The following is a 4,748-nucleotide window of genomic DNA, read 5'->3' on the forward strand; positions in this document are numbered from 1 at the left end:
GGACATCCTTCGTCGCGCCGTGCTTCGGCTCCGGTGCATGCTCGCGGATGAAGTCGCGCAACTGCGGATAGATGATCGTGCGCCAGCGGCGGCCCGAGAAAATCCCGTAGTGACCGCATTTCTCGGCGGTCAGGCTGCGGCGATCGTCTTGCGGGATGCCCGTGCACAGCTCGTGCGCAACGTGCGTCTGGCCGCTGCCGGAGATGTCGTCGAGTTCGCCCTCGATCGTCATCAGCGCGGTGTGCTTGATGTCCTGCGGGCGCACACGCTCGCCTTCGACATCCCACGTGCCTTCCGCCAGCCGGAATTCCTGGAACACGACGCGGATCGTCTCGAGGTAATACTCGGCGGCCATGTCGAGCACCGCGTTGTATTCGTCGTAGAAGCGGCGGTGCGCTTCGGCGTCGTCCTCGTCGCCGCGCAGCAGGCTCTGGTAGAAATCCCAGTGCGATTGCGCGTGCCGCTCCGGGTTCATCGCCACGAAGCCCGTGTGCTGCAGGAAGCCCGGATACACCTGGCGGCCTTCGCCCGGGTAGTTCGCGGGCACCGTGTGGATCACGTTGTTCTCGAACCACGCGGTCGAGTGTTGTGTTGCGAGCGAATTCACCGACGTCGGGCTGCGGCGCGCGTCGATCGGGCCGCCCATCATCGTCATCGTGAGCGGCGTGTCCTCGCCGCGGCTCGCCATCAGCGAGATCGCCGCGAGCACCGGCACCGTCGGCTGGCACACCGAGATCACGTGCAGGTTACGCGCACCGATATGGCGGATGAATTCCTGGATGTACGCGATGTAGTCGTGCAGGTGGAACGGGCCGGTCTCGACCGGCACCATCCGCGCGTCGATCCAGTCGGTGATGTAGACCTTGTGATCCTGCAGCAGCGTACGCACGGTGTCGCGCAGCAGCGTCGAGTGATGGCCCGACAGCGGCGCGCAGACCAGCACGACCGGCTCGTCCTTCAGCTGCGTGACGGCATCGGCATCGTCCGAATAGCGCTTGAAACGCAGCAGCCGGCAGAACGGTTTCTCGACGATCGTCTGCTCGACGATCGGGATGTTGTGGCCGTCCTTGACGATCTGGTGAATGTTGAATTCGGGCTTCTCGTAATCCTTGCCGAGCCGGTACATCAGTTCGTACGCGGCGGCCATCCGCGTCGCGCCGGGCATCAGCGAGAACGGGCTGGACGGATTGGCGAACGATTTGGACGCGGCCTGGGCCCAGGCCGTCAGCGGGCTCAGCATGGCGCGCTGGAATTCGTGCAGTTGGTAAAGCATGCAGACTACTCCCGCGTGGGGGACGGTGCGCAAGGGCGGCGTGGGGCGTCGCGGCGTGCCGTGTGGGTCAGCGGCCGGCCATGTTGCACTGCAGCCGGACAATCGCGTCGATCATATCGGACAACGATGGGTGGTGCAATGCAACATTTCCCCGATTTTTCATCAAAGTTTTGCGATTTGACGTTCTCTGACCAAGCCGCTCGCGCCCCCGTTCAGCGCCCCGTCGCGACGGCCGGCGCGGGCTGGCCGGCTGCGCGCGCCATCGCGTCTTCGTGGTGCATCAGGTTCATCGCGGTATGCACGAGCGCCACGTGGGAGAACGCCTGCGGGAAGTTGCCGACCAGCCGCCCGGCCACCGGGTCGTACTCCTCCGCGAGCAGCCCGAGGTCGTTCGACAGTGCGAGCAGCCGGCTGAACAGGCGGTGCGCGTCGTCGATCCGGCCGAGCAGCGCATAGTTGTCGACCAGCCAGAAGCTGCAAGCGAGAAACGTGCCTTCGCCGGGCGGCAGGCCGTCGTCATAGTCGGTCGTGCGGTAGCGCATCACGAGCCCGTCGTGCAGCAATTCCCGCTCGATCGCCTCGACCGTGCCGACGATGCGCGAATCTTCCGGCGGCAGGAAGCCGAGCAGCGGCATCAGCAGCACGCTCGCGTCGAGCTCGTCGCTGCCGTAGCTCTGCGCGAACGCCTGCTTGCCTTCGTGCCACGCGTTGTTGCATACGTCGGCGTGGATCTGCTCGCGCAGCCCGCGCCAGCGGTCGAGCGAGCCGGGCAGCCGGAACATTTCCGCCGACTTGATCGCGCGGTCGAACGCGACCCACGCCATCACCTTCGAGAACGTGAAATGGAGGCGGCCGCCACGCGTTTCCCAGATGCCTTCGTCGGGTTCCTGCCAGATCTTCTCGAGATGGTCGAGCAGCGCGCACTGCACCGACCAGACCGTGTCGTCGGCCTGCAGGCCGCCCACCCGCGCGAGGTGCAGCGCCGCCATCACCTCGCCGAACACGTCGAGCTGGAGCTGGTTCGCGGCGCCGTTGCCGACCCGCACCGGCTTCGAGTCCTGGTAGCCGGGCAGCCAGTCGAGCTCCATTTCGGGCAGCCGGCGTTCGCCGGCGATCCCGTACATGATCTGGATCTGCTCGGGCGAGCCGGCCATCACGCGGCCGAGCCACGTGCGCCACGCGCGCGCCTCGTCGTAGTAGCCGCCGCGCATCAGCGCGAGCAGCGTGATCGTCGCGTCGCGCAGCCAGCAGTAGCGGTAGTCCCAGTTGCGGTTGCCGCCGATCTTCTCGGGCAGCGACGTGGTCGGCGCGGCGACGATGCCGCCGGTCGGCTCGTACGCGAGCGCCTTCAGCGTGATCAGCGAACGGCGCACGGCGGCCGCGTAGCGGCCCTGCACCTGGCAGCGGCCCGACCATTCGAGCCAGTAGTTCTCGGTGCGCGCGAGCATCGACAGCGGGTCGCGCGCGGGCGGCAGCCGCAGGTGCGACGCCGCATAGCTGAGCGAGAACGGCACGCGCTCGTCGGCGCTCACCGTGAATTCCGCGAGCGTATGGAGATTTTCGCCGGTGAGCGGCACCGGGGTGCGCAGCACGACGGTGTCGGGGCCCGCGATCGCCTTCATGCCGTCCTCGCGGGTCAGCTGCGTGACCCACGGGATCGAGAAGCCGTAGTCGAAGCGCAACACGAGCTCCATGCGCATCTTCATCGTGCCGTGGCGGCCGACGACGATCCGCACCAGTTCGGACCAGCCGTTGCCGGGCGGCATGAAGTCGATCACGGTGACGGCGCCGTCGGCGCTTTCGTAGTCGGTTTCGAGAATCAGCGTGTCGCCGCGATAGCGGCGCGTCGTGTGCGTGATCGCGGCGTCGGCGGCCGGTGCGAGCAGCCAGCGGCCGTGCTCGGGGGTGCCGAGAAGCGCCGCGAAGCAGGCGCCCGAATCGAAGCGGGGCCAGCACAGCCAGTCGACGGAGCCGTCTTTGGCGATCAGCGCGGCCGTGTGGCCGTCGCCGACGAGGGCGTAGTCTTCGATCAGGGTGGGCATGGGCAGGCGATCCTTGGGTATTCGAGTTCACAATGCGGACGGCGGTCGCCAGGGCTTCACGCCTTGGCGCCGCGCCCCGTATACTCGGCCGGGCGGCGGAGCGCATGAACGGTCGGCGTTTCGTCCTATCTCAACACTTGAAGCGACTCGATGCAAGGAGGATTCAATGCCCAACCGTTTACGCGAGCGTGACGCACGCGCTTCGACACGAGGGTTCCCGCTTAGGCTCGCTCACTGGATGAAAGGTTTCGCGATCGTGCTCTCCTTGTCCGCGACCCACGCATTTGCGCAGCAATCACCCGCCCCGGCCGACGGCGTCTACAACCTGCTCGTCGGCACCTACACGGGCGGCGGCAGCGACGGGATCTATGTTTACCGCTTCGATACGAAATCCGGCAGCGTGGCGCCGGTGTCGTCGGCGAAGACCGTGAATCCGTCATACCTGTTGCCGAGCCGCGACGGTCGCACCGTCTATGCGGTCAACGAACTGCCCGGCGACGACGGGCCGGCGACGCAGCGCGGCGGCGTCAGCGCATTCCGCTTCGACGCGAAGACGGGCGCGCTGAGCTTCATCGACCGCGTGTCGTCGGAAGGGAACGATCCTTGCTATCTCGCGCTGTCGCCGGACGGCAAGTACCTCGTGACGGCCAACTACTCGGTCGCGAAGGATCCGGGCGGCAGCTTCGCGGTGTTTCCGCTGCGCGACGACGGCGCGGTCGGCCAGTCCGTGCTGACCGTGCACCATGAAGGCACCGGGCCCGTGAAGGGTCGCCAGGACGGCGCGCACGTGCATTCGACGGTGTTTTCGCCGGATGGCCGCTACCTGTTCGTGCAGGATCTCGGCGCGGACAAGATCTACGGCTACCGCTACACGGTGGACGGCAGCCGCGGGCTGATCAGCCCGACCGACACCCGCTACACGCCGGTGAAGGCGGGCTCGGGCCCGCGTCACATGGTGTTCAGCGCCGACGGCCGGTACGCGTACGTGACGAGCGAGCTCAACGCATCGGTCGAGGTGTTCGGCTACCACGACGGCAAGCTGACGCCGGTCGAGACCGTGTCGATGACGGCACCGGGCTTCAAGGGCAAGGTCGGCGGCGGCGCGATCCATCTGTCGCCGGACGGCCGCTTCCTGTACGTGAGCAACCGCGGCGACGCGAACGATCTCGTGATCTACGCGGTGAACCAGGCAGACGGCCGGTTGAAGCAGGTCGGCCGCCAGTCGAGCCTCGGCAAGACGCCGCGCGAGTTCCTGATCGATCCGACCGGCAAGTGGCTGATCGTCGGCAACCAGGACAGCGATACGTTCTACGTGTTCAGCCGCAATGTCGAAACCGGGCAGCTCGGCCCGAATCCGCAGAAGGTGGCGGTCGGCAAGCCGGTCGACTTCAAGCTGGTGCCGGTGCAGTAAATGAAAAAGGGCGCTGCCGATG

The 4,748-nt window shown here is 66.8% G+C and carries 3 protein-coding genes; 1 reads left to right on the plus strand and 2 read right to left on the minus strand.

Features of this window, described 5'->3' with window-relative positions:
* The coding region (locus JYJ84_RS28665; protein WP_205189778.1) for a polyhydroxyalkanoate depolymerase at positions 1-1,273 on the minus strand (1,273 nt) is incomplete at its 3' end.
* A 212-nt stretch (positions 1,274-1,485) separates the two neighbouring features.
* Positions 1,486-3,315, minus strand: a complete 1,830-nt coding sequence (locus JYJ84_RS28670; RefSeq protein WP_175222854.1) for a glycoside hydrolase family 15 protein — start codon at positions 3,313-3,315, stop codon at positions 1,486-1,488.
* Positions 3,316-3,481: 166 nt separating this feature from the next.
* Between JYJ84_RS28670 and JYJ84_RS28675 the strand changes: the two genes are divergently transcribed.
* Complete coding sequence (locus JYJ84_RS28675; protein ID WP_122945951.1) at positions 3,482-4,726, plus strand: lactonase family protein; 1,245 nt, start codon at positions 3,482-3,484, stop codon at positions 4,724-4,726.
* Positions 4,727-4,748 lie beyond the last annotated feature (22 nt).

This window comes from Burkholderia sp. LMG 13014, from assembly GCF_905232215.1.
GTDB lineage: Bacteria > Pseudomonadota > Gammaproteobacteria > Burkholderiales > Burkholderiaceae > Burkholderia.

Bases quoted from the DNA above. Each gene is read 5' to 3' on its own strand.
- JYJ84_RS28670 (WP_175222854.1), bottom strand. From the start codon at position 3,315: ATGCCCACCCTGATCGAAGACTACGCCCTCGTCGGCGACGGCCACACG.
- JYJ84_RS28675 (WP_122945951.1), top strand. From the start codon at position 3,482: ATGCCCAACCGTTTACGCGAGCGTGACGCACGCGCTTCGACACGAGGG.